This is a genomic window from Sphingorhabdus sp. (assembly GCF_044239005.1).
Lineage (GTDB): Bacteria > Pseudomonadota > Alphaproteobacteria > Sphingomonadales > Sphingomonadaceae > Sphingorhabdus_B.
This window is the reverse complement of the sequence record NZ_JBIICH010000005.1, coordinates 14,611-39,098: the sequence shown is the minus strand read 5'-3', so window position 1 is coordinate 39,098 and position 24,488 is coordinate 14,611. Positions and strand designations below refer to the sequence as shown.

Below are 24,488 nucleotides of genomic sequence, written 5' to 3'. Positions count from 1 at the left end.
CCAAGCTCCAATAGGCATCACCGCAGTCTGGCCGAACTTGATAGGCGCGGCGATAGGCAGAAATGGCGTCATCCTGCCGCCCGACGGTCTTAAGCGCATGGCCGTAGGTCAGGTTTATGCCTGGATTATTCGGCATAGACCCAAGCAGAGCCTCATAAATCAGCATCGCTTCATCAAAATTGCCGACGGCCAGATTTTCATTGGCGTACAGCATTTCAAACTCTGGGTTACCCGGTTCTTTTGCGCGCAGTTCCGACGCTTCGCTGAGTGCCAGTTCGAATTTCTGGCGTTTGCGCAATACTTTCACATAATCGAAATGCGCGCTGACATTATCGGGCTCCAGAACCTTGCAAGACTCGAGCAAAAATTCCGCTTCGTCATAGGCGTTGAATTTCATGCCGATGTCGGCAAGCAGGCGCATCGCCTCAACATGGTGACCGTTGCGTTGCAGGAACGCGCGGCACAATTGCTCTGCCTTGTAGATACGCCCTTCCTGAATGAAGCTAGCAACGCTTAGCAACTCAGGCGGAAGGGCGGAAAGATGGGTATATTGGGCATGTGCAAAATTAGCCGGCCCCTCGCGCCCGGCTGTATCATGCATTTGTGAAAGTATACGCCAGCTTGCGACCAATGCGCCATTGTGGGTTACTGCGCGCTGGTAAGCGGCAATTGCTTCTTCGGTCAAACCGCTGTCGCGAAAACAATGCCCGCGTTCTTGCCACGCACGGCCGTAGCCAGCGTCGATCGCAATCAATTTATCAAGTGTCGAGAGCGCCGCAGGAACCTGACGCTGCATACGCTGTGTTACCGCCAAAGTGTACAGCGCATCAATGTTATCCGGCGCGGCTTCCAATATGCGCGCGCACAAAGCCTCCGCGTCGGCAAAGCGGGCATTTTGCAAATGCGACCGCGCTTCACGCAACATGGCGTCAATATTATCCGGCGAGGCCTCGGCCAACATTGTCACCTACTCTCCCATATTGTGACGAACGATTGCACGAACCCTGCCGCAATTCGCACGCTTAACGCAATGCAGAAATGCAGAAATGGCAAAGCGCCCCCGGTTTCCCAGGGGCGCCCGCCGTGTTGCTTAAATCTTGTACGAGAAACGCAGGCCGATTGTGCGTGGACGCGAGGTCGTTGTACGCAACTCACCGTCGTTCCCGCTCTTGTACAGCTCGGGACGCTCGTCAGTCAGGTTGTCACCAAACACTTCCAAACGCCACTCGTCTTTCGAGACACCGAATGATGCCGAAGCTGTGGAGTATGAGCCAAGGTTCTGGGCTCCAGCGATTGGCGCGATGACGTCGCCAGGCCGCACCGTGACACCGTTGTAGGTGACAGGAATTGAACCAGCGTAGCCCAGTGTCGGGTTGGATGATTGATACTTGATGTTTACGTTGTCGATAACGTCAGAGACGCTCTTTCCAACATAATGAACACCAATCTGTGCGAACGGAGCAAGACCCGAGGCAAGTTCCTTTTCCCAATGCAAGCGAGCATTGAACTGGAATTTGGGGCTCAAAGCAAGCGGACCACCGAGCGGACGGAGCACTGTTGTGCTCTTCCGGTACTTCGTCATTTCAGAGTCGTTGTACGAAAATGCGCTGTTAAACGTCAATTCCGGCGTGGTGCGCCACGTTACGTCGCCTTCCAGACCCCGGATCCGTGCATCCACCAAGTTTGTGGTGAATGTTTGGTTCGAGATATTCTGGTCGAAAACAGTGATCTGGATGTTGCTCCAGTCGATCTGATACGCAGCGAAATTGACCTGCAAACGACGATCAAGCAGCGAGAATTTACCACCAACTTCATAGTTTTGAACCTTGTCAGGTACATAGGTACCCAAACGGACAAAGTCTGCATTGGTAGGGCAAATAGCACTTGGTACGCGGCAAGGACGACGGTTGAAGCCACCTGGACGGAAACCATCCGAGTATGTCGCATAAACCAACGAAGATTCGTCGAGGCGATAGGTCAAGTTGGCTTTGTACAAAGTGCCGCTATACTTTGCTGGCGAAGCGTCAGCGTAAAGTACATTCAAGTTGGCGCTGACATTATACGTCGTTGGACCTGAAGATGCCGCCGTATAGGTTCCGGTAGTGGCATTGTAGACACCACGTGCACCGCCAAAGCTGCCGTTCGACGAACCGTTGATGGAAGCCTTTTCGTCATAATAACGAAGACCGCCAGTGAAAGTTAGCTTGTCTGGAACGATATCAAAGGACGCTTCACCATAAGCAGCAAACTGCGTATCCTTACGCTGGATGTCGTTGAAGAAGCCGACATTGACAGGGCGTACGCTCTTGTCATTGGCGTTCACTGCCGTATTCGGCGCGCGGCGATAGACGAAGCCAGCGGCCTGTTGCAGATATGACCAGTCGGTATTGTCGAACAATTTGTTATCATCGTAGAACAAACCAAAGGTACCGCGAAGACGCTTATCAGCAGGTGTTGTTACGCGGAACTCATGCGTCATACGCTCAGTCCGGTTACGAACCTGATAGCTTTTGCTCGGCGCATAGCAGGTATTGCCGATATTGCCGTTATACGCTGCGGTGTAATATACGCCACGATCGCATTCATAATAAGGCAGATACAGCCCGATGTTCGAATATCCGGCATAATCAGCAACTTGTGTTGCACGATGCTTCAGGAATGAACCGGTGTAGATCAAATCGAGCGCGCCAAGACGACCGTTTACGCCCCATGTCGAGAGATTTACGCGGTCACGCAGCGAGTTGTCATTGAACTTGGTAACCTTCAGGTCACCCACATCAGGTTCAAAGTCGAATACACCGTCCGTGTCGAGTTCCTGACGCACATGCATCAAGTCGACAGACCAATCGTCCGTGACTTTCCAAGTCAGCGCCACACGGCCACCGCGGTAGGTCGCGTCGTTGTAGTTATCTTCTACAAATGCGTCATTGTTGATCGTCTGACGTGTTGGCGCACGGTAAAGGCTACCTGTGCAATTCGGAACCGCAGTCGTGGCAGTAGCTTGGCAAGACTGAATTGCGCGCATGACCAACAATGGGTTACCTGTAGGCAATTTTCCAGCAACGCCAACATTGCCGTTGAACGGCATTTGATATGTTCCTGCGATATTGTCGATATAACCACCCTGACGGTCGGTATAGAACACAGCGCGGATTGCCAGCTTGTCCTTAATAAGCGGGATGTTGATGAATGCATCGCCAGCAACGCTTTCTTCGCCACCCTTGGTGAAGGCGTAGCTCGAGTTGAACCCGGCATGGAATTCGCCCGTATCAGGCTTGTTGGTGATGTAGCGGACCGCACCACCCATCGCACTTGCGCCGAAGAGCGTTCCCTGCGGACCTGCCAAAACTTCGACGCGCTGAAGGTCAACCGCATAAAGGTCAAGGTTACGTCCGACGAGCGATGCTGGCGCGTCGTTGATGTACAATGCGACCGTAGGCTGCGCACCAGCGGTACCGGCAATTTGCAGACCTGGCGAATCCGTTGAAAGACCGCGGATGAAGATGGACGATGCACCTGGACCGCGCGAAGCAGCGCGAACATTCGGCAGATATTCGATCAGCTTGTCGAATTTCGTGATGTTGAGATCGTTCAGCGCTTCACCGCCCACGGCAGTAATTGCAAGCGGCACGCGGTTGGCCGACTCTTCACGGCGTGTTGCGGTCACAACGATATCTGCAATACCGCGGTCCTGCTCTTCAGCTGTTTGCTGCGCAAATGCAGGGTTTATGCCGATGCCGACACTAGCCGATGCAATAACAAGCGCCGCGGTCGAAATTTTCAAATAACTTTTCAATTTTCTTCCCCTCAACCATCCCCAAATTTTTTGGGGGCTTTAATTCTCCACCAGTAAGACTGAAACTGGAGCCCCCGTCAAGCAATTGACCAAATTTTCGTGATTGGTAAATTAAATTCCCCGACCAATCATTTCATCTACATGTTGCGATTAGAAGACCTAATATATGGATGAGAACAATGGATAGCGTGCACTTCGACGGCTACGCGGTCCCACGTTTTGCGAGATGAGGATTGATAATGCATATGGGCGCAGATTTTGTACTGTTGATAGTGTGCGACGACCGTAAGGGTATCGTCGCAGCGGTGGCCAATTCAATTGCCAGCCAGGACTGCAACATCGTCGAAAGCTCGCAATATGGCGACGAGGTAACCGGACGGTTCTTTATGCGGATCGCCATCAACTGCCCCGCTGATGTGACGACGGAAAGTTTCGAGGCGGCGTTCCTGCCTGTTGCTGCGGCGTTCCGGTTGGAATGGCGCATTCATGATTTGCGTAAGAAGCTGCGCGCGATGATCATGGTCAGCCAAGGCGGCCATTGTCTGAACGACCTGCTCTACCGCACAGCAACCAAGCGGTTGCCGATGGAAATAACCAGCGTCGTTTCCAACCACCAAAATTGGCAGCGCCGCGCGGAGCATGAAGGCATCCCATTCCATCATTTGCCGGTGACACCAGAAAACAAGCTGGAACAAGAAGCCAAGCTGTTGGCGATGGTCGAAGAACAGAATGTCGATCTCGTCATCCTCGCCCGTTATATGCAGGTTCTTTCAGACCAGCTTTGCCGGAAGCTTGATGGGCGCGTTATCAACATTCATCACAGCTTCCTGCCGGGCTTCAAAGGCGCAAAACCTTATCACCGTGCCTATGACCGCGGCGTCAAAATGGTCGGCGCTACGGCGCATTATGTGACACCCGACCTTGATGAAGGTCCAATCATTACCCAAGACGTGTCGATCGTTGACCATGCCGATACGGTTGACGATTTGATAGCGCAGGGGCAGGAAACCGAAAGCCGGGTTCTGTCGCGGGCGGTCAAGCTGCATCTGGAGCACCGCGTGATGCTGAATGGCAACCGCACGATTGTGTTCAAATAAACGGGCGCAACCCGCCCAACGATTTGGTTAAGTTTAGGAGACCCGATTACCATGAAGACGCGCGCAGCTGTTGCCTTTGAAGCGAAGAAGCCACTTGAGATTGTCGAGCTTGATCTTGAGGGTCCCAAGGCTGGTGAAGTTTTGGTTGAGATCATGGCGACCGGCATTTGCCATACAGATGCCTATACGCTCGATGGTTTTGACAGCGAGGGGATCTTCCCAAGCGTGCTTGGCCATGAAGGCGCAGGGATCGTGCGCGAAGTCGGCGCAGGCGTGACCAGCGTGAAGCCTGGCGATCATGTTATTCCATTATACACACCGGAATGCCGCCAGTGCAAAAGCTGCTTGTCCGGTAAAACCAACCTGTGCACCGCCATTCGTGCGACACAAGGCAAGGGGTTGATGCCCGACGGCACAACGCGCTTCAGCTATAAGGGCCAACCGATATTCCATTATATGGGCTGCTCGACATTTTCGAACTTCACTGTTTTGCCGGAAATCGCCGTTGCCAAAATCCGTGAAGACGCACCGTTCCAGTCAAGCTGCTATATCGGTTGCGGCGTCACCACAGGCGTTGGCGCAGTGGTCAACACAGCCAAGGTGCAAGTCGGCGACAATGTCGTTGTCTTTGGCCTTGGCGGTATTGGGCTGAACGTCATTCAGGGCGCACGGCTTGCGGGCGCTGGTATGATTATCGGCGTTGATATCAATCCTGACCGCGAAGAATGGGGCCGCAAGTTCGGCATGACCGCGTTCCTGAACTCCAGAGGCATGAGCCGTGAGGATGTTGTTGCCAAGATCGTCGAGATGACCGACGGCGGCGCAGATTACACCTTCGATGCCACCGGCAACACCGAAGTGATGCGCACCGCGCTTGAGGCATGCCATCGTGGTTGGGGCACCAGCATCATCATTGGTGTGGCCGAAGCGGGCAAAGAGATTGCCACCCGTCCATTCCAACTCGTGACCGGCCGCAACTGGCGCGGTACCGCATTTGGCGGCGCCAAGGGCCGCACCGACGTTCCAAAGATCGTCGACATGTACATGACCGGCAAGATCGAAATCGACCCGATGATTACGCATGTCATGGGGCTTGAGGAGATCAACAAGGCATTTGAATTGATGCATGCGGGGACAAGCATCCGCAGTGTCGTGGTGTTTTAAATGACCTCAATCGCTGACATCGTCGCCGAACATGCGCACCGGGAGGGGCCGTTGCTGCCTATCCTGCATGACGTGCAAAAAGCGTTCGGCCATGTCAGCGAAGATGCCATGCGCGACATCGCACAGGCGCTGAACCTGACCCGCGCGGAAGTGTACGGCGTTGTAAGCTTTTACCATGATTTCCGGAAAGAAGCCGAAGCGCGGCCCATATTGAAATTGTGCCGCGCCGAGGCGTGCAAGGCGCGCGGTGTCGACGCGTTGGTGCCGATTGCCGAAAACCAAAGCCGCGTGAAGATAGAGGATGTCTATTGCCTTGGCATGTGCTCGGTTGGTCCGGCTGCTTTGGTTGGCGACCAAGTCATCGCCCGATTGGACCAGGCGCGCCTTAGTTCATTACTGGAGGCCATGTGACCGTCCGGATATCCAATGACGCTGTTGCGCTCGCCTGTGGCGCGGATGCCGTTGCGGCTGCTTTTGCCGCGGCGGGCGTCGAAGTCGAACGCGTGTCCAGCTGGGGCATGCACTGGATGGAACCGTTGGTCGACATTGACGGCGTGGGCTATGGTCAAGTCTCGGCCGATCAAGTCCCTTCGATCTTAAGCGGTGACGCTAAATCCATCGGACGGATTGAGGATCACCCCTTCATCGCCAAGCAGAACCGGTTGACGTTTGCGCGCGCCGGCAAAACACGGCCGACATCGCTGGACGATTATTACGCATCGGGTGGTTGGCTGGGTCTTGGTCAAGCACGCGCAATTGGCGCTGAAGCAACCATCGAAACCATCATGACATCGGGCCTTCGCGGCCGCGGCGGCGCGGGATTTCCCGCTGGCATTAAGTGGCAGACGGTAGCAAACGCGCCCGCTGAACAGAAATATATCGTCTGCAACGCCGATGAAGGCGACAGCGGAACCTTTGCCGACCGGATGGTGATGGAAGGCGACCCGTTCATGCTGATCGAGGGCATGGCGATTGCCGGTTTCGCCGTCGGCGCGAGCAAAGCCTATATCTACATCCGTTCCGAATATCCGCACGCCATTGCCAAAATGGAAGCTGCTATCCGGCTGTCTGCGCATTTGATTGCGCCATTTGTCGTGGAAGTCCGCGTTGGCGCAGGCGCATATATTTGCGGCGAAGAAACCTCGCTCTTGAATAGCCTTGAGGGCAAGCGCGGCGAAGTGCGCGCCAAGCCCCCCTTGCCCGCCTTGGAAGGCCTGTTTGGCAAACCGACAGTCGTCAACAATGTGCTGACGCTGGCTGCCGTGCCATGGATATTGGCGCATGGCGGTGAAGCTTATGCCGCGTACGGCATGGGCAGGTCAAAGGGGACGATGCCCGTCCAGCTTGCCGGAAATGTCAAACATGGTGGACTTTTCGAAGTCGCGTTCGGTATTACGCTTGGCGAGCTGGTCAACGATATCGGCGGGGGCACGGCAAGCGGTCGCCCGGTGCGCTGTGTTCAGGTCGGTGGGCCATTGGGCGCATATATTTCGCCTGCGCAGTTTGATCTGCCTTTTGATTATGAAGCGTTCGCCGCGGCGGATGCGCTGATCGGCCATGCCGGGATTACCGTTTTTGACGACAGCGTCGACATGGCACAAATGGCGCGCTTTGCGATGGAATTTTGTGCGATTGAAAGCTGCGGCAAATGCACGCCCTGCCGATTGGGCAGCACGCGCGGCGTTGAAACGATCGACCAGATTATCGCAGGCAATAATGTCGACGCCAATCTGGCTTTGCTTGCCGATCTTGCCGAAACCATGAAGTTCGGTTCACTGTGCGCGATGGGTGGATTCACCCCCTATCCCGTTATGAGCGCCATCAAACTGTTCCCTGAGGATTTCAATCGATGACCACCATATTAGATGGTGGTATGGGCCGCGAATTGCAGCGATTAGGCGCGCCTTTCCAACAACCGGAATGGTCCGCTCTTGCGCTCATGGAAGCGCCGGAATTTATCACCCAGGCCCACGAACGCTATGCGTTGGCAGGCGCAAAGGTGATCTCGACAAACAGCTATGCTGTGGTTCCTTTTCACATCGGCGAAGAGCGTTTCCTCAACCGCGGCACCGAACTTGCGCGGCTTGCAGGAAAGTTGGCGCGAGATGTGGCTAATCGGCATGATTTGATTGTGGCAGGTTCGTTGCCGCCGGTCTTGGGTTCCTATCGACCCGACCTGTTTGAGGTTGAGGCAGCACGGGCAATCTTGGCAGTTCTGATTGAAGGTCTGTCGCCTTTTGCCGATATTTGGCTTGCCGAAACATTGAGCACATTGGCTGAAGCGCGATTGGTTGGCGAAATGCTGAAAGCCGACGCGCGACCGCTTTGGCTATCCTTTACGCTGAATGATGAAGGCAGCGCGATGTTACGCTCAGGCGAGACGATCGAACAGGCCGCCTCGCTGGCGTCCGAATTCGGTGCCGAGGCGATATTATTCAATTGCAGCGCGCCTGAAGTGATGGAAGAGGCGGTCCTCCGCGCCAAGCAGGCTTTGGGCACAGAATCGATCGCGATTGGCGTATATGCGAATGGTTTTGCCCACACCGACGAGGAAGTGCCCGCCAATGGCGGCTTGAGAGAAATTCGCGCAGATCTTGATCCGCCCCGCTACTTGGACTGGGCACAAAAATGGGTAGCCTCAGGCGCAAATATGGTCGGAGGGTGCTGCGGAATAGGCCCGGAACATATCAGCGCGCTGAGGGACGGTCTGTCATGACCGATCGGCACGCGGCAATGGACCATTATTCATTGGATTTTGCATGAAGCGGCTGGGCGCGATCATCGCTGGCGGCAAGGCTACGCGCTTTGGCGCAGACAAGGCAGCCGCCTTGCTGAACGGCCAACCACTCATGGAACATGTCGCCGATGGCTTGCGCGATCAGGTCGACAAATTGATTGTCTGTGGGCGCGCTTGGCCGGGCATGGATTGGGTCGAAGATCGGCCATTCGCGGACATGGGGCCTTTGGGTGGCCTGAATGCCGCGCTGCATTATGCGCAACAAAATGGGTTTGATGCGGTGGTGACCGCGGGTTGCGATGTCGTGCCCGTGGCGCAATTTCCGACAGATCACCTTTCTGAACGCGCCGTCTATATCGATGGTCATTATCTGTTTGGTGTCTGGCCGGTCGCGCTTGCGCCATTGCTGGACAGACATCTACGTCATCAGGATAATCTATCTATGCGCAACTGGATTGCCGTATCCGGCGCACAAGCAATCACATCCGCAGATGTTTTTCACAACTTGAATACACCCCGGGAGCTGGCACAATATGCTGCTCAACGGTCGAATATGGGTATAAGGTAGACATATGACATACCAGCCGCAAAATGATTTTGGGACCCCGGAAAGCCGTTCCGACGAAACAGTTTCGCTTACGATCGACGGCCGCAATGTGACTGTGCCGGCAGGGACAAGCGTCATGCGCGCTGCGGCAGAACAAGGCACGTCGATCCCCAAATTATGCGCCACCGATAGTGTTAAAAGCTTCGGCTCATGCCGACTGTGCTTAGTCGAAATCGATGGCCGCAGGGGGACCCCAGCGAGTTGCACGACCCCAGTTGAACCCGGCATGGTTGTACGCACGCAAACCCCGCATCTGGCAAAATTACGCAAAGGCGTGATGGAGCTTTATATCTCCGACCATCCACTCGATTGCCTGACATGCGCCGCCAATGGCGATTGTGAATTGCAGGATCAGGCAGGCGCCGTTGGTTTGCGCGATGTCCGTTATGACGTGCAGGCTACGCATCTGGGGCAGGAAAAAGATCACTCCAATCCCTATTTCGATTTTGATCCCAGCAAATGTATCGCCTGTTCGCGTTGCATCCGCGCCTGCGACGAAGTGCAGGGCACCCTTGCGCTGACGATGGAAGGCAGAGGCTGGGACTCAAAGATTTCTGCAGGTCTCGCCAGCGATAATTTCCTCGAGTCTGAATGCGTGTCTTGCGGGGCTTGTGTGCAAGCCTGCCCAACGGCGACGTTGGTTGAGAAAAAAGTGGTCGAAGTTGGCACACCCGAACGCAGCGTTGTCACGACCTGCGCCTATTGCGGTGTTGGCTGCACCTTCCGCGCCGAAATGCGGGGCGAACAACTGGTGCGGATGGTCCCGTACAAAGACGGCAAGGCCAACCGTGGCCACAGTTGCGTCAAGGGCCGTTTTGCCTGGGGCTATGCGCAGCATCAGGAACGCATATTGAAGCCGATGATCCGCAAGTCGATCAGCGATCCTTGGCGCGAAGTCGAATGGGACGAAGCTTTTGCCTACACCGCGTCCGAACTGAAACGGATTAGCGCGAAATATGGCCGCAACGCCCTTGGCGGAATCACCTCGAGCCGTTGCACCAATGAAGAAACCTTCCTTGTGCAAAAACTTATCCGGGCAGGCTTTGGCAATAACAATGTCGATACCTGCGCACGCGTGTGTCATTCGCCGACCGGATACGGGCTCAAAACAACCTTTGGCACAAGCGCGGGAACGCAGGATTTTGACAGCGTGGAAGACACCGACGTCATCCTGATCATCGGGGCCAACCCCACCGACGGACACCCGGTATTTGCCAGCCGGATGAAACGCCGTTTGCGCGGACAGGATGGTCGCCCGGGCGCCAAGTTAATCGTTATCGACCCGCGCCGCACGGACATTGTCCGTTCGCCGCATATCGAGGCGCAGCACCATCTTCCGCTTCGTCCCGGCACGAACGTTGCCGTGCTGACGGCGATGGCCCATGTCATCGTCACCGAAGGGCTGGCCGATGAGGCATTCATTCGGGAGCGTTGCGACTGGGACGAATATAGCCATTGGGCCGAGTTCGTTTCGCAATCCCGCAACAGCCCCGAAAATCTGCAGCCGGTAACGCTGGTGGATGCCGAAGAGCTTCGCGCAGCCGCGCGGCTTTATGCCACAGGTGGCAATGGAGCGATCTATTACGGCCTTGGTGTCACCGAACATTCGCAAGGCAGCTCGACCGTTATGGCTATCGCAAACTTGGCGATGGCGACCGGCAATATCGGCCGCCGGGGTGTCGGTGTTAATCCGCTTCGTGGCCAGAACAATGTCCAAGGCGCATGCGACATGGGCAGCTTCCCGCATGAGCTTGCCGGATATCGCCACATCAGCGATGGCAATGCGCGGAAATTGTTTGAAGACGACTGGGGCGTGACACTGGATCCAGAGCCCGGCCTGCGCATACCCAACATGCTCGATGCCGCGGTCGATGGTGTATTTAAGGCGCTATATTGCCAGGGCGAAGATATCCTTCAATCAGATCCAAACACGGCCCATGTGTCGGCTGGGTTGGCCGCGATGGAATGTGTCATTGTCCACGATCTTTTCCTGAACGAGACCGCCAACTACGCGCATATCTTCCTGCCCGGATCGACCTTCCTTGAAAAAAATGGCACGTTCACCAATGCCGAACGCCGCATTCAGCCGGTGCGCAAGGTGATGACGCCGATGAACGGTTTGGAGGACTGGGAAGTCACGCAGCGGCTGGCGCAAGCGATGGGGCTGGATTGGAACTATACCCACCCGTCCGAAATCATGGACGAAATCGCGCGGCTTACGCCGACCTTTGCTGGTGTGTCCTTTGCACGGCTCGATGAAGCTGGATCGCTGCAATGGCCAGTGACCGCAGACGCGCCCGATGGATCACCGATCATGCATGTGGACGGCTTCGTCCGTGGCAAGGGCAAGTTCGTCGTGACAGATTATGTTCCAACCGATGAGAAAACTGGTCCACGCTTCCCGTTGTTGCTGACGACCGGACGCATATTATCGCAATATAATGTCGGCGCACAAACGCGGCGGACAGAAAATGTTGCCTGGCATCCGGAGGATTTGCTGGAAATTCACCCAGTGGATGCCGAGGATCGCGGCGTTAAATCGGGCGATTGGGTCAAATTGGCAAGCCGCGCGGGAGAAACCACGCTACGCGCCACGGTAACCGATCGGGTTGCACCCGGCGTCGTCTACACCACATTCCACCATGCCGTAACGCAGGCGAATGTGGTCACCACCGACTTTAGCGACTGGGCAACCAACTGCCCCGAATATAAGGTTACCGCGGTTCAGATTAGCGCATCGAACGGGCCAACCGAGTGGCAGGAAGAATATGAAGCTTTGTCGACACGGTCGCGCCGGGTCGAAACGGGAATTGCTGCCGAATGAATAGCGTCGAGCGCCTCGTCCATATGGCAAACCAGATTGCAACCAATCTGGCGACCGATGCTGCGCCTGTATCTGCGGTCGCCGATCACATTCAGCAATTCTGGGATCCGCGCATGAAAAAGATGATTTTTGCGCATGGGACCGCGGGCCTGTCTCCGATTGCTGCAGCCGCCATCAGCTTACTGGCCGAAGCGCAAAATGGCGCCTGATCAGGGTTCAAAACCAATCCAATTTTCTGTGCTTAAGCCTGATCAGGGCGCGACCGAAACCATAGAACGCAGCATCATTGTCGAAGCGCCTGTCGCAATCGAATATAATGGCATCGGCTATGCCGTGATGATGGCAACGCCCGTTGATCTTGAGGATTATGCTATTGGCTTTAGCATGTCGGAGGGGTTGATTAGCCGCGCTGACCAAATATTGGCCGTCGACGCACATAAGGCCGATTTGGGCTGGATATTGCGGATTCAGGTGCCCGCAGAAAACGCCGAAAAAGTCTTTGCCCGCGCCCGTCAGCGCGTTTCGGAAAGCAGCTGCGGGCTGTGTGGTATGGATAATCTGGAAGAGGTCATGCGTCCCTTGCCGCGGGTCACTGCGCAGATCGATGTATCTGACGCTGCGATGTTTACAGCATTATCGGCATTGCGTGCACATCAGACACTCAATGCCCAAACGGGTTCCGCGCACGCAGCGGCATTTTGTGCGCCCGATGGCTCTATCTTGATGACGCGGGAAGATGTGGGCCGGCACAATGCGCTCGACAAATTGATTGGGGCGCTTGCCCGCGCGGACATAGACATCGCAGCCGGCTTCATCATTTTGACCGCGCGCTGCAGCCTTGAACTGGCGCAGAAGGCTATCCTTGCCAACTGTCCCATGCTCGTGACGATATCGGCGGCGACGGACCTTGCGATTGACGTGGCGGAAAAATCCGGCCTTCGCCTGATCAGCTTAGCGCGTGCAGACTCGGCGCTTGCCGCAATGCCGCAAACCGGTTGATCAACCAGCTGCGGAACATAGAAATCGCGGCATCGCCCAAATCATCGGCGTGGAGTTTCAGATAATAGCCGTAGCCGTCTTCGATGACGGCATCATATGGCATGACAAGCCGTCCGTCGGCGATTTCCCGGGCAAACATATCTATGTCGCCCAAAAATACCCCGCTTGCGGCCATGGCATATTGCGCAGCGGCAATTGTCGTATCAAACGCGAGACCACCATGCGTGGCCATGGCCAGCCCATTTTGTCGCAGATAGGCCGTCCACAAAAGATCGCGCGGTTCTCCGTCCAGTTTCAGGTGAAGCAGCTCCTGACTTTCCAGAAATTCCTCAAGCGACTTGCCCTGACTGGCAATCGCCGTCGCGGGCGCACAGAGCGGCGCGACACGGACCATCCAAAGAAGGTCTGTAATCCGGTCGTCAACATTGGGGCGGTCATAGGCAATCGCCATATCGAAATCGGTGGCGGGCAAACCAGTGACATGCGCGCTCGAAACATCAAGCCGGATGTCCGGATGTTCAGCGCGAAAATCGCGCAGCATCGGCAGGAACAGCTGCTGTAACAAGGATGGCGGCACATGGAGCCGAAGCGAACGGCTCGTCACTTCATCATTGCGGATCGAGTTCATCGTTTGCTCAAGCCGGTCGAGGCATTTGCTCACAACGGGCAGCAGCTCTTCACCTGCGGGTGTTAGCAATAGGCGCGATGCGTCGCGGACGAAGAGTTGCTTACCCAGCAATTCCTCAAGCCCGCCGACATGCCGGCTCATGGCGCTTTGCGACACCGAAAGCGCCGATGCGCCGCCTGTGAAGCTCAAATTCTGGCCCACCGCTTCAAAGGCGCGCAAGGCATTCAACGGCAACCAACGACGGTTAATATTGCTGCGGGTGGAAATGGGATCGACCTTTCAAAAGCATATTGGTTTCCAATGACGTCACTGCCCTACATTTTGAGATAGGGCTATGCGAAAATGCGATTTTATTAGACCGGTCAAGTGGCCCATTCTCCAATCTGGGGAAAATTAACCAAAGGCAAAAAAATGGACTTAGGGCGGATTGACGCGCTGTTCCAGCAGCGTCGCGAAGGACACACCTTACCGCAGGGTCTTTATACGGATCCTGATAGCTTCGATTTTGATATGGCCGCTATTTTCGGCCAAAGCTGGCTTATGGCTGGTCTCGAATGCGAACTGCCCAAGGCCGGAAGCTATCTATCGATGATGGTCGGCAAATGGCCCATGATCATCACGCGTGACCGGCAGGGTGATATCCGCGCCTTTCACAACAGTTGCCGCCATCGCGGCTCCATGATTTGTGCCGTCGGCAGCGGGACCGCGCCAAAGCTGGTGTGCCCTTATCATCGTTGGACATATGATCTGGATGGCTCTTTGTTTGCGGCAAACCGGATGGGCGATGATTTTGACAAAGCCGAACATGGCCTAAAACCTGTCGCTATCGAATGTGTTGCAGGGGCGATCTTCATCTGCCTGTCCGAAACACCGCCACCCATTGACGATTTTAGCGCGAAGCTTGCTGAATATGCAGCGCCGCATAATCTGAAGGACGCAAAGCTGGCGTATGAGAGCGTTCTGGTCGAAAATGCCAATTGGAAACTGGTTATGGAAAATGGCCGCGAATGCTATCATTGCAGCACCGGCCATCCCGAACTGTCCAAAACATTTCCGGTTGGAATGTCGAAGCATTTTGATAGCGGCGAAGATGCGCGCGTCATGGCTTTCGAAGAAAAAATGGACGCGCTTGGCCTGCCGCAAACCCCGGTTGAGGGCCATTATTGGCAAATCGCACGCTTTGCATTAAACGAAGGCTGCGTTTCGATATCAGGCGATGGGAAGCACCTGTCCAAAAAACTGATGTGCGACGCCAATGGCGGCGATATCGGTTCCATGCGCTGGGCAGTTGACCCGCACTGTTTTGTCCATTGCACCGCTGACCATGTTTTCATGTTCAGCGCTATGCCCGTCGGCCCCAATGAAACCCATGTCACCGGCAAATGGTATGTCCATAAAGATGCTGTCGAAGGCGTCGATTATGATGTCGAAAAACTCATCTCGTTGTGGACCATGACAAATTTGGAAGACAAGATGCTGGCCGAAAACAATCAAGTGGGTGTGAACAGCCCCGGCTACACCCCCGGCCCCTATTCGCAAGAAGCCGAAATGCTCGCGTTGCGTTTTACCGACTATTATTGCGACAAGGCTCGTGATTATATTGCAACCCATGGCAAAGGATAACATCAAGGGGTTGCGCCCCGAAACGCTGGCAGTCGCATTTGGTTATGACCCGGAAATGGGCATGGGGTCGGTCAAACCACCGATCTTCATGACATCCACCTTTGTCTATCCCTCTGCGCAACATGCCAAGAATGTGCACGAAGCATATTTTGACGGCACGGGACCGCTGGTGGGCGAAACCAACCACATATATTCGCGGTTGGGGCATCCAGGCTTGGACTTCCTCGAAAAACGCCTCGCAGCAATCGATGGCGCAGAGGAAGCGGTTGCATATTCCAGCGGCATGGCCGCGCATTCCAGCATTGCGCTTGCCTATGTCCGCCCCGGCGACAGCGTGTTGCACGGCCGCCCGATCTATGGCGGCGTCGATATGCTCTACAACAGCATCATGCCGCAATTCGGATCGCACGTCGCCGCCTATACCGATGGCACGGACGAAGATGATGTCCGCAAAGCGGCTGATGAAGCGATGGCCAAGGGCCCGTTGAAGCTTATCATAGCCGAGACACCCGCGAACCCGACCGCAGCCGTGGTTGATCTTGATCTGATGGTACGGATTGCGGACGAAGTGGGAGCCAAGCAAGGCCACCGACCGCTGGTGGTGGTCGACAACACTTTGCTCGGGCCATTTGCGCAGCGGCCCATTGAACATGGTGTCGACCTATGCATGACCTCGCTGACAAAATATTGCGGCGGGCATAGTGATCTGCTGGCAGGCGGGATTTCCGGTCGCAAGGAATTGATCGACTATCTGCGCATGCAGCGCACGACGTGGGGCAATCACCTCGATCCTTACACGTCATGGCTGGTGCTGCGTTCGTTGGAATCGGTCGCGGTGCGCACCGAGCGTGCGATGCAAAACGCGCGCGGTGTTGCCGAATTTCTGCGCGATCATCCCAAGGTCGCAGGCGTGACCTATTTGGGTTTCCTTGAACCCGGCACACGTCGGCGCACGGTCTATGACCGGCAGTGCAAGGCAGCTGGTTCGACATTCTCGTTCCACCTGCACGGCGGTGAGGCAGAGGCCTTCCGTATGCTTGACCAGTTAAAGCTGCTTAAGGTAGCGGTCAGTCTGGGCGGTTCGGAAACTTTAATCTGCCATTCGGCGAGCACAACGCATTATGCGGTCCCCCCCGCCCAGCGGTTGGCAGGCGGTATTACCGATGGCACGATCCGACTGTCTGTCGGGTTGGAACATGTTGACGATTTAATAGGCGATTTGCGCCAAGCGCTGGAGGCGGTGTAATGGAACTGAATTTTACCGGAACCGATTTATGCGCGATAAATGGAACGCGCAGCGCTCCTGAAACGCATTATGATACCGTGGTTGTTGGCGCGGGGCCAAGCGGCATAGCTGCGGCGATCGCCGCGGCCAAAGCCGGAGCAAAAGTGCTGCTGGTTGATGAAAACCCCGTTTCGGGCGCGTTGATGGGCAATGATATACCGCTATATTTTGGCGGGCGGATGACCGCAGCGACCCAGAATACAGACCGCATGCTCGAAGCTATCTTCATGAGCATGCCCGCGCTTGAAACCGCAATGGATGCCGGCGTCGAATTGTTGCTCGGTACAACGGCATGGGGTGTTTACCGCAATGGTCCCGGCGTTGCCAGCCTGCCGCAGCAAGTTGTCGGCCTCGCCGATTCCGAACGATCATGGTTGGTCGGTTTTGATAAAATTGTCCTCGCGACCGGCGCACGCGATTTGGCGATGTCTTTCCCCGGTTGGAACCAACCCGGCGTCATGGGCGCCGCGGCGCTTCAAATGCTGCTTACCCGTTATGAGGCATTTGCCGGACAGCGCATTTTGGTCTTGGGCTCGCATGATCTCGCGCTCGAAACTGCATTGTTGGCACAGGCGCGCGGTATCGACGTGGTTGGCCTGATTGAAGTCCGCGATGCACCGCAAGGGAATACCGAACTGGTCGCCAAGGTCGCAGCCGCTGGCATTGCCATCCACTGCGGACAGACCATTACATCGGCAACGGGCGGCATCAACGGCATTGAAAGCGCAACGCTATCGACCGGAGACGTGATCGCCTGTGACACCATCTGCGTCGCTATTGGCCTGATCCCGTCGATCGAACTGGTGGATGCGATGCACGGTCCGCGCGCGTTGAACGCCACGCGGGGCGGATACATTCCGGCCGGCGAACCTTCGGTCACGGCCGTGGGCGATTGTGCGGGGCTTGCAGATAGCGGTTTCGACCATATCGCCTACCGTATGGACTGGATGCGCGCGCTATCTGACATCAGCGCCGATGACACGATCATTTGCCAATGCGAAGAAGTCACGCGCGCCGATTTGATTGGCGTACAGCCACCAAATTACCTGTCGCGCCCAGCGCCCATGTGTGCCCGTTCGCTGGACACTTTGCTTCAGGACGGCCCGGCCAATCCGGACCAGATCAAGCGGCTGACGCGCGCAGGCATGGGCGTGTGCCAAGGTCGCCGTTGCCGCGATCAAGTTGCGATGCTGTTGGCGATTGAGGCGGACAAGCCATTTGGCTCAATCCCGCTCGCCAGCCACCGCGCACCCGTTCGTCCGCTGCCGCTCAAAATCCTTGCGGAATGGGATGAGCCTGCGGAAATGGACGCTGCATGGGATGTCTGGTTTGGCATCCCTACCCAATGGGTGCCGGTTGAGGATATCAACACGCCTTATCAGGATGAGCATCGCCAGATGCTTTACACGGGGATGTACACATGAGCGGTTCGGAAGTTGTCATCGTCGGCGGCGGCGTTACGGGCCTGAGTGCGGGCTGGTGGCTCGCGCGTTCGGGGGTCAAGGTCACAGTACTCGACAAATTCATCGTCGGTTGGGAAGCCTCCGGACGTAATGGCGGCGGTGCATCGCATTATTCGAGCCCGTTGTTTGACGAAGAGCAGCGCCTTTGGCCGCAAATGGACGAATTGCTTGGCTATCCGACCGAGCACCAAAAAGGCCGCATCCTGATTGCGATGACCGAACGGCAGTGGGAACAATATCGTTTCATTGCCGAACGTCACACGCGGCTTAATCATCCGGTGGAATTGCTGGATGTGAAACAGGTGCAAGAGGCTGTGCCTTTGGCAGGCGACAACAGCTTTGGCGGTGTGCATTATAAATTTGGCGGGCATGCCAACCCGCAGCGCAGCGTGCAGGCTTATGCTTGGGCCCTGCAGGATCTGGGCGGAAAAATCGTTCAGCACAGCCCGGTAACCGGTTTTGAAACCGCTGGTGGCAAGGTGACGGCCGTGAAGACTGCGAACGCCACTTATGGCTGTGACGCTGTCGTGGTGGCGGCAGGACCGCAGATCCCGCAATTGATGGCACAGCTGGGCGTCGACGTGCCATTGGCAGCCGCCCGCGCGGAGATGATCATCACGGAACCTGCGCCAATGATGCCGCTTGGCGGCGTTGACGGCCATAAAATCTATGGCCGCCAAACGCTGCGCGGAAACCTCGCTTATGGCGGTGGCCCGCATGAATGGCTTGATGTCGACGCAACCGGCCCGGCTGCGCGTCCTTCAACCCCGCTGGCCCGCAACCTTGCGAAACGACTGGCAGAACTTTTGCCAAAGGCGGCACATCTGAATGTCATCCGCAGCTGGGCTGGCATCATCGAAAATTCGCCCGATGGCCGTCCAATCATCGACCGCCTCACCAGCCCGGACAATGTCGTGGTTGCGTCGATGTCGAGCGTCGGCTTCGGCCTATCACCAGCGTCGGGTCACGCGATCCGTGATCTGGTGATCGACGGGAAATGTTCGTTTGCCGATATCGATATCCTCAAACTATCGCGGTTCGACAATCTTGAGTCCGATTGGCGCGAAAAGCGCGGGTGGATGCCGATTTCATGAGCCAATATTCGGCTTTCGGATTGCTGCGCGGTGCTTTGAACGGGCAGAAGCATTGGCAACCTGCGTGGCGCGATCCGGAGCCTAAATCGCATTATGATATCATCATCATCGGCGGCGGCGGGCACGGGCTGGCGACGGCTTATTATCTTGCCAAGGTCCATGGCCTGAAAAATATCGCGGTGCTCGAAAAGGGCTGGATAGGCGGTGGCAACACCGGACGGAACACGACGATTGTCCGGTCAAACTACCGGCTAAAGCCATTGCACGACCTGTTCGAATTCGGCCTGAAAATGTGGGAGCATTTAAGCGACGAGTTGAATTACAATGTCATGTTCTCCCCGCGCGGCGCAATGTTTCTGGGGCACAGCGACGCGGATATGACCAAGCTTGCCGAACGTGGCGACGCGATGCGGTGCGACGGGATCGATGCCGATTTAATGACCCGCGACGAAGTGCAAAAGCTGGAACCGTTGCTCGACATGTCACGCAGTGCACGCTTCCCGATTGAGGGCGGCTTGATTCAGCGGCGCGGCGGCACCGCCCGCCATGATGCCGTCGCCTGGGGCTATGCACGCGGCGCAGACAGCCTTGGCGTCGACATCATCCAGAAATGCGAAGTCACAGGCTTTGTCCGCGATGGCGATGCGGTGGTCGGCGTGGAAACCACGCGCGGGCGGATCAATGCCGGTCGTGTCGGCATTTGCGTTGCGGGTCATAGCGGCCATGTCGCTGGGCTGGCGGGCCTTAAACTGCCCGTAGAATCGCAAACGTTGCAGGCGATGGTGACCGAAGGCGTCAAGCCAATGATAAACAGCGTCATCATGTCGCAATCACTGCATTGCTATATCAGCCAGTCTGACAAGGGCGGCATCGTCTTTGGCGGGGATCCTGATAACTGGCCAAGCTATGCCCAACGCGGCAATCCGATGGTCATGGAGCGTGCCGTGGCACAGGGCCTGGCGCTCGTCCCGGCGCTGTCACGCCTGCGCATGGTGCGGACATGGTCTGGGGTGACCGATATGAGCTTTGACGGCGCACCGATCATTGGCGAAACGCCGGTGAAGAACCTCTTTCTCAACGGCGGCTGGTGCTATGGCGGGTTTAAGGCGACACCGGCGTCGGGTTGGACATATGCGCACACACTTGCAACCGGCAAACCACATGCCCTGAATGCGCCATTTGCGCTCGACCGTTTCGAACGCGGCGCGACAATCGATGAAACAGGGAGCGGCCCGATGCCGAACAGTCGCTGATGATGCAGTTCACCTGTCCCCATTGCGGCCCGCGCGATCAGGCGGAGTTTATATACGAACGCACCGTAGACGCCGTAGTGTCGCTTGATGCTGCACCCGAAGAGGCGATGAAATCGCTCTTCACACGCACCAATCCACGCGGTGTTGATGAAGAAATCTGGCGGCATACTTATGGATGCCGTGCATGGATGGTGATCACGCGCAACCGTGTGACAAATGAAATCAGCGCCACCCGTGCCGTTGGTCCGGAGGCTCTGCCGTGATAAACTTCAGTTTCGACGGCAAGACCTATCAAGCGCACAAGGGCGACACACTCGCTGCCGCGCTTTTGCGCAACGGCATTGGCCTTGTTGGCCGCAGCTTCAAATATCACCGTCCACGCGGGATTATGACAGCGGGCGTTGAGGAGCCAAACGCGCTCGTCACCATCGGTGATGGCGGACGCAGTGAGCCCAATACCCGCGCCACCGATGTTTTTGTGTATGAAGGACTGGTCGCCAAAAGCCAGAACCGCTGGCCAAACCTGTCATTCGATATCGGTTCTGTCTTTGGCTTGGCCGCGCCTGCCCTGTCTGCGGGTTTCTATTACAAAACCTTTTTCGGCTCCGCCAAACGGTGGATGTTCTACGAATATTTCATTCGTAAAGCGGCGGGTCTTGGCAATGCGCCGATGAAGACCGACCCAGACCTTTTTAGCCAACGTGCGGCATTTTGCGATGTGCTTGTGGTCGGTGCCGGACCAGCCGGACTTTCCGCCGCGCTCGAAGCCGCTGAAGCTGGCAAACGCGTCATCCTCGTCGAACAGGACAATATTCTTGGTGCCTCGTTAATCCGCGACGGCCACGATCGCGATGGTGCCTGGGTGGAGGCGACCCAAGCCCGCATCCGCGCCGCGGGCGGACGCATCCTCACCCGCACCACCGCATCTGGATATTGGGAGCATGATCTGGTCACGCTGACGCAGCGTATAGCAGAGCCTGGCCAAATCCCGCCGCACGGCGTTGCACAGAGGCTTTGGCATGTGCGGGCGGGCCAAGTGATACTTGCGACCGGCAGCATTGAACGCCCGATGGCCTTTGCGCATAATGACCGCCCCGGCGTAATGCTGTCGCAAGCGGTGCGGACCTATCTGAATCGTTTTGGCGTCGTCCCGGGCAAACGCGTGGTGATCGCGACCAATAATGATGACGCGTATAAAACGGCCTACGCGCTCAAGGCGGCAGGGGCTGAGATCGTTGCCGTCCTTGATGCACGGCCAGCACCGGCGGGCGCGGACAGCGGCCTGCCAGTGTATCACAACGCCGTTCCGCTTTCGGTCAAAGGCGCGCGCCATTGCCTGAAAAGCGTGACCGCGCGTGTCAGTGGCCTGACACGAAGCTGGGATGCTGATCTGATCGCTGTTTCCGGTGGCTTCACGCCCGTGGTGCATCTGCATATGCAGGCAGGCGGCACGCTCGATTGGAACGATGCTGCGCAAGCCTTTGTCCCTGCAACATCGCGTCAGAATGTGACGACGATCGGCGGGGCAGCAAATCCCGACCCCGTGTTCAATGTTGTCCCGGTTTCCACACCAAAGAAAAGCTTCATCGATTTCCAGAATGATGTGACGTTGTCGGATGTCGATCTGGCATGGGCCGAGGGCTATCGCTCGGTTGAGCATCTCAAACGTTATACCACACTCGGAATGGCGACCGATCAGGGCAAGCTCAGCAATATGGCGGCGCTCGGGCGCTTGGCCGAAAAGCAGGGCGTGGCTATTCCCGAAGCCGGGCTGACCACATTCCGTCCGCCTTATACGCCCGTTACGATGGGCTTGTTGGCGGGCGCTGGCGCGAAAGACGCAGGCGCACATGTGCGCCGCCTTGCCCTGTACGATGTCCACGCGGCGAAGAACCCGATCTGGCAGCCGCTGGGATATTGGTTCCGCCCCCGTGCCTATCCGGTGGGCAGCGAAACTTTGGCGCAAGCGGCGATGCGTGAAGCAAAAGCGGTCCGTTCAAATGTCGGGATGACCGATGTGTCAACGCTCGCCAAGTTTGAAGTGTCCGGGCCAGATGCCGCCGCGTTTCTGGAAATCATCTGCGCAACGACGGTCGGCAAACTTGCCGTGGGACGTGGCCGCTACACGTTCATGCTGCGCGAAGACGGTTTTGTTTTCGACGATGGCACCGTTTGGCGGTTGGACGAAAACCGCTATCTGTTGACCAGCTCAACCGGCGGCGCGGACCGGATGGCGACGCATATCTCCTATGTCCGCCAATATCTCTGCCCGCACCTCCGCGTCTCCGCCGTCAATGTGCAGGAACATTATGCCGGGATTGCTGTCGCAGGGCCGCAAGCTAAGGCGACGCTGGCGACATTGATTGGCGAAGAACCACCGCGCCATATGTCGACGGTTCCGGCCATGATTGCCGGCGTTCCGGTGATTGTTCTCGCCGCCAGCTACAGCGGCGAACGCGCGTTCGAAATTTATGTCGAGGCAAGCCATGCCGCACCCGTTTGGGCTGCGTGCGAGGCAGAGGTCGCCAAGCAGGGCGGCGCACTCTATGGCCTTGAGGCCATGGAATTCCTGCGTATCGAAAAAGGCCATTTGGTCGTCGGCGGCGAAGTCGACGGGCGGATGACCCCGCATGATCTGGCGCTCGACAAGATGCTCAACAAGGCCGGTGGCTATGTCGGCGCGTCCGGCCTGTCGCGCCCTGCCTTGTCCGAAGCCGGACGGCGGCAACTGGTCGGGCTTGAAGCAATAGAAGGTAACATTCCCGAAGGCGCGATGCTTGTCACAGGCGAAGGCGTGTCCCCACAGGGCCATGTCAGCGCCGCTGCGTTTCGGATACTGGAAGGCGGGTCGATTGCACTTGGCCAATTGACCGACGGCTTTGCACGGCAAGGGGAAGAGCTTATCGCAACCTCACCCACGCGCGGTCAAATGGCGCGGGTCCGCGTTGTGGCACCGCATTTCTACGACACGGCCGGGGAGCGTTATCGTGACTGATGTAACAATCACAATGCTGCCCGCAGCGCCGCTTCATGCTCTGGAGATATGGAGCAACCCGGCGGCTGTTGCAGCAAGGTTTAAGAAAGCTGCCGGCTTTGCCTTGCCAGCCATGGGTCGTTCTGACGGCAATGATGCACTGCGTCTGATCCGCTATGAACCCACCGTCTGGCTGGCCGAAGGCGATGTGTCGGCCCTGCCCGGCCTATTGGCAGATGACGGTGCGCTAACCGCCATTGGCGGCAGCATTGTGCGGGTGCAACTTTCTGGAAAGGGCTGGCGCATATTGTTGATGGAAGGCGGCGTTTTCGATGCGGAAAACCCCAATTTCGCGTCCGGATGCAGCGCGGCAACCATCATCGATCACGTCAACGTCCGCCTGCATGTGGTGGATGACGATACCTGCCACGCCTATGTTCCGCTTAGCTACAGCGAAGCCATGATCCATTTTTGGAAGACAGCCGCGCTCAATCTGACGCTTTAGGCGCATAAAGAAGCGTCATGCCGCGCGCATGCCTTTGCTGGAAACCCTTCCACAAGGTGACGTTGCCACCGACTTAACTGAATTCGACGTGGCTCCCCAAGTCGCTTTTGATTTTAGTGAATTTTGGAGCGAAGAATTGTACCAGTGCGTTTGCAGAAAGGTGCGATGAAATGCTCAATATAATCTCGGGGACGTTGCCTATGCTGTTGTTTGCATATCAAGCACCCAATGAGCCCTCGGTGGCCACTGAAGCGGCAACAGATGAGATTGTTGTCATAGGGGAAAGGTTAAACCGATGGCGTGGGAGAACCATCAACAAAAATGGAACCCGAACCTGTAAAACCCTGAAATCAACAAAAGACAGGCATATTGACGCCATAGGCTGCAACGCCATGCTAACGTGTATCACGTCTTTAGAAGCTGAAGCTACTTCTCTCGC

General features: G+C 56.6%; 20 protein-coding genes. 17 read left to right on the top strand and 3 right to left on the bottom strand.

The annotated features are described in order from the left end of the window. Both ACILQA_RS00900 and ACILQA_RS00895 read right to left on the bottom strand, forming a co-directional pair. Positions 1-961: tetratricopeptide repeat protein (locus ACILQA_RS00900; protein WP_395627989.1), on the bottom strand; the 961-nt coding region annotated here is incomplete at its 3' end. Positions 962-1,090: 129 nt separating this feature from the next. Further along, positions 1,091-3,796: a TonB-dependent receptor gene (locus tag ACILQA_RS00895; RefSeq protein ID WP_395627987.1), complete on the bottom strand. Its 2,706-nt coding sequence runs from the start codon at positions 3,794-3,796 to the stop codon at positions 1,091-1,093. A gap of 245 nt (positions 3,797-4,041) precedes the next feature. On the opposite strand from ACILQA_RS00895, the gene purU reads away from it, so the two are divergent. The 9 genes from purU to fdhD are packed head-to-tail and all read left to right on the top strand — an operon-like array spanning position 4,042 to position 13,224. Further along, on the top strand, positions 4,042-4,893 hold the full coding sequence (gene purU, locus ACILQA_RS00890; protein WP_395627988.1) for a formyltetrahydrofolate deformylase: 852 nt from the start codon (positions 4,042-4,044) through the stop codon (positions 4,891-4,893). Between the two features lie 51 nt (positions 4,894-4,944). After that, positions 4,945-6,057 carry an S-(hydroxymethyl)glutathione dehydrogenase/class III alcohol dehydrogenase gene (locus ACILQA_RS00885; RefSeq protein ID WP_395627986.1) on the top strand — a complete coding sequence of 371 codons (1,113 nt, stop codon included), beginning with the start codon at positions 4,945-4,947 and terminating at the stop codon, positions 6,055-6,057. Continuing rightward, a complete protein-coding gene (locus ACILQA_RS00880) occupies positions 6,058-6,468 on the top strand; it encodes an NAD(P)H-dependent oxidoreductase subunit E (protein ID WP_395627985.1) in 411 nt (136 codons plus the stop codon). It abuts the gene before it with no gap. Further along, entirely contained in the window at positions 6,465-7,910 is a 1,446-nt protein-coding gene (locus ACILQA_RS00875; RefSeq protein WP_395627984.1) for an NADH-ubiquinone oxidoreductase-F iron-sulfur binding region domain-containing protein, read from the top strand. The genes ACILQA_RS00880 and ACILQA_RS00875 overlap by 4 nt, the downstream gene beginning before the upstream one ends. Further along, complete coding sequence (locus ACILQA_RS00870) at positions 7,907-8,773, top strand: homocysteine S-methyltransferase family protein (protein WP_395627983.1); 867 nt, start codon at positions 7,907-7,909, stop codon at positions 8,771-8,773. Before ACILQA_RS00875 ends, ACILQA_RS00870 begins: the two co-directional genes overlap by 4 nt. A 43-nt stretch (positions 8,774-8,816) precedes the next feature. Further along, a complete protein-coding gene (locus ACILQA_RS00865; protein ID WP_395627982.1) occupies positions 8,817-9,362 on the top strand; it encodes a molybdenum cofactor guanylyltransferase in 546 nt (181 codons plus the stop codon). Between the two features lie 4 nt (positions 9,363-9,366). Next, positions 9,367-12,225, top strand: a complete 2,859-nt coding sequence (fdhF, locus tag ACILQA_RS00860) for a formate dehydrogenase subunit alpha (protein WP_395627981.1) — start codon at positions 9,367-9,369, stop codon at positions 12,223-12,225. Then, positions 12,222-12,434, top strand: coding sequence for a formate dehydrogenase subunit delta (locus tag ACILQA_RS00855; RefSeq protein WP_395627980.1), 213 nt, complete (start codon positions 12,222-12,224; stop codon positions 12,432-12,434). The genes fdhF and ACILQA_RS00855 overlap by 4 nt, the downstream gene beginning before the upstream one ends. Continuing rightward, positions 12,424-13,224, top strand: a complete 801-nt coding sequence (gene fdhD / locus ACILQA_RS00850; RefSeq protein ID WP_395627979.1) for a formate dehydrogenase accessory sulfurtransferase FdhD — start codon at positions 12,424-12,426, stop codon at positions 13,222-13,224. The genes ACILQA_RS00855 and fdhD overlap by 11 nt, the downstream gene beginning before the upstream one ends. Here the strand turns inward: fdhD and ACILQA_RS00845 are convergent. Then, entirely contained in the window at positions 13,172-14,086 is a 915-nt protein-coding gene (locus tag ACILQA_RS00845; protein ID WP_395627978.1) for a LysR substrate-binding domain-containing protein, read from the bottom strand. The two genes, fdhD and ACILQA_RS00845, sit on opposite strands and share 53 nt — an antisense overlap. Before the next feature lie 177 nt (positions 14,087-14,263). Between ACILQA_RS00845 and ACILQA_RS00840 the strand changes: the two genes are divergently transcribed. Genes ACILQA_RS00840 through ACILQA_RS00805 form a run of 8 tightly spaced genes read left to right on the top strand, consistent with a single transcriptional unit; the run spans position 14,264 to position 24,049 of the window. Further along, positions 14,264-15,475: an aromatic ring-hydroxylating dioxygenase subunit alpha gene (locus ACILQA_RS00840; RefSeq protein WP_395627977.1), complete on the top strand. Its 1,212-nt coding sequence runs from the start codon at positions 14,264-14,266 to the stop codon at positions 15,473-15,475. Continuing rightward, entirely contained in the window at positions 15,462-16,721 is a 1,260-nt protein-coding gene (locus ACILQA_RS00835) for a cystathionine gamma-synthase family protein (protein ID WP_395627976.1), read from the top strand. The genes ACILQA_RS00840 and ACILQA_RS00835 overlap by 14 nt, the downstream gene beginning before the upstream one ends. Beyond that, positions 16,721-18,184 (top strand): NAD(P)/FAD-dependent oxidoreductase, encoded by a 1,464-nt coding sequence (locus ACILQA_RS00830; RefSeq protein ID WP_395627975.1) that lies wholly within the window; start codon positions 16,721-16,723, stop codon positions 18,182-18,184. Before ACILQA_RS00835 ends, ACILQA_RS00830 begins: the two co-directional genes overlap by 1 nt. After that, positions 18,181-19,317, top strand: coding sequence for an FAD-binding oxidoreductase (locus ACILQA_RS00825; protein WP_324478377.1), 1,137 nt, complete (start codon positions 18,181-18,183; stop codon positions 19,315-19,317). Before ACILQA_RS00830 ends, ACILQA_RS00825 begins: the two co-directional genes overlap by 4 nt. Further along, positions 19,314-20,570, top strand: coding sequence for a sarcosine oxidase subunit beta family protein (locus ACILQA_RS00820; RefSeq protein ID WP_183942246.1), 1,257 nt, complete (start codon positions 19,314-19,316; stop codon positions 20,568-20,570). The genes ACILQA_RS00825 and ACILQA_RS00820 overlap by 4 nt, the downstream gene beginning before the upstream one ends. Further along, on the top strand, positions 20,570-20,833 hold the full coding sequence (locus ACILQA_RS00815) for a sarcosine oxidase subunit delta (RefSeq protein WP_395627974.1): 264 nt from the start codon (positions 20,570-20,572) through the stop codon (positions 20,831-20,833). The genes ACILQA_RS00820 and ACILQA_RS00815 overlap by 1 nt, the downstream gene beginning before the upstream one ends. Continuing rightward, positions 20,830-23,565 (top strand): FAD-dependent oxidoreductase, encoded by a 2,736-nt coding sequence (locus ACILQA_RS00810; RefSeq protein ID WP_395627973.1) that lies wholly within the window; start codon positions 20,830-20,832, stop codon positions 23,563-23,565. Before ACILQA_RS00815 ends, ACILQA_RS00810 begins: the two co-directional genes overlap by 4 nt. Then, complete coding sequence (locus ACILQA_RS00805) at positions 23,558-24,049, top strand: hypothetical protein (protein ID WP_395627972.1); 492 nt, start codon at positions 23,558-23,560, stop codon at positions 24,047-24,049. Before ACILQA_RS00810 ends, ACILQA_RS00805 begins: the two co-directional genes overlap by 8 nt. Positions 24,050-24,488 lie beyond the last annotated feature (439 nt).

Excerpts from the sequence above, each read along its gene's own strand:
- purU (WP_395627988.1), top strand. The coding sequence starts at position 4,042 with ATGGGCGCAGATTTTGTACTGTTGATAGTGTGCGACGACCGTAAGGGT.
- ACILQA_RS00885 (WP_395627986.1), top strand. The coding sequence starts at position 4,945 with ATGAAGACGCGCGCAGCTGTTGCCTTTGAAGCGAAGAAGCCACTTGAG.
- ACILQA_RS00880 (WP_395627985.1), top strand. The coding sequence starts at position 6,058 with ATGACCTCAATCGCTGACATCGTCGCCGAACATGCGCACCGGGAGGGG.
- ACILQA_RS00870 (WP_395627983.1), top strand. The coding sequence starts at position 7,907 with ATGACCACCATATTAGATGGTGGTATGGGCCGCGAATTGCAGCGATTA.
- ACILQA_RS00865 (WP_395627982.1), top strand. The coding sequence starts at position 8,817 with ATGAAGCGGCTGGGCGCGATCATCGCTGGCGGCAAGGCTACGCGCTTT.
- fdhF (WP_395627981.1), top strand. The coding sequence starts at position 9,367 with ATGACATACCAGCCGCAAAATGATTTTGGGACCCCGGAAAGCCGTTCC.
- ACILQA_RS00855 (WP_395627980.1), top strand. The coding sequence starts at position 12,222 with ATGAATAGCGTCGAGCGCCTCGTCCATATGGCAAACCAGATTGCAACC.
- fdhD (WP_395627979.1), top strand. The coding sequence starts at position 12,424 with ATGGCGCCTGATCAGGGTTCAAAACCAATCCAATTTTCTGTGCTTAAG.
- ACILQA_RS00840 (WP_395627977.1), top strand. The coding sequence starts at position 14,264 with ATGGACTTAGGGCGGATTGACGCGCTGTTCCAGCAGCGTCGCGAAGGA.
- ACILQA_RS00835 (WP_395627976.1), top strand. The coding sequence starts at position 15,462 with ATGGCAAAGGATAACATCAAGGGGTTGCGCCCCGAAACGCTGGCAGTC.
- ACILQA_RS00830 (WP_395627975.1), top strand. The coding sequence starts at position 16,721 with ATGGAACTGAATTTTACCGGAACCGATTTATGCGCGATAAATGGAACG.
- ACILQA_RS00825 (WP_324478377.1), top strand. The coding sequence starts at position 18,181 with ATGAGCGGTTCGGAAGTTGTCATCGTCGGCGGCGGCGTTACGGGCCTG.
- ACILQA_RS00820 (WP_183942246.1), top strand. The coding sequence starts at position 19,314 with ATGAGCCAATATTCGGCTTTCGGATTGCTGCGCGGTGCTTTGAACGGG.
- ACILQA_RS00815 (WP_395627974.1), top strand. The coding sequence starts at position 20,570 with ATGATGCAGTTCACCTGTCCCCATTGCGGCCCGCGCGATCAGGCGGAG.